This is a genomic window from Streptococcus sp. KR (assembly GCF_002238115.1).
Taxonomy (GTDB): Bacteria; Bacillota; Bacilli; order Lactobacillales; family Streptococcaceae; genus Streptococcus.
Map to the genome: position 1 here is coordinate 1 of NZ_NGVM01000223.1, position 315 is coordinate 315.

The 315-nt window shown below is 44.4% G+C and carries 1 pseudogene; it reads right to left on the reverse strand.

The annotated features are described in order from the left end of the window. Positions 1-315, reverse strand: a pseudogene (locus CBI42_RS11685) (MFS transporter); the annotation flags it as partial.

The window sequence follows — 315 nt, forward strand, 5'->3', positions numbered from 1 at the left end:
GCAACAGAATTGCGGCACCAACATAGAAGGAAATAACAACTGATTGAGGAACAACCCCTTTTTCAGCGGTGTTGGCAACTCCAAATGCGGTAAAGATAAATGGGAAGATGGCTGCGATAACCGCACCACCATTTGATAAGAAGCTTTGAATACCATATGCATAACTCTTTTGATCATCGTTAACCATGTCACCAACCATCATCTTGAATGGCTGCATGGCAATGTTGGATGAAACATCCAGCAAAGCAACGGTTACCGCACCGAATACCAAAGCGGTAACGGATGCGTATCCGAAACCAAAGCTACCCGAATTAG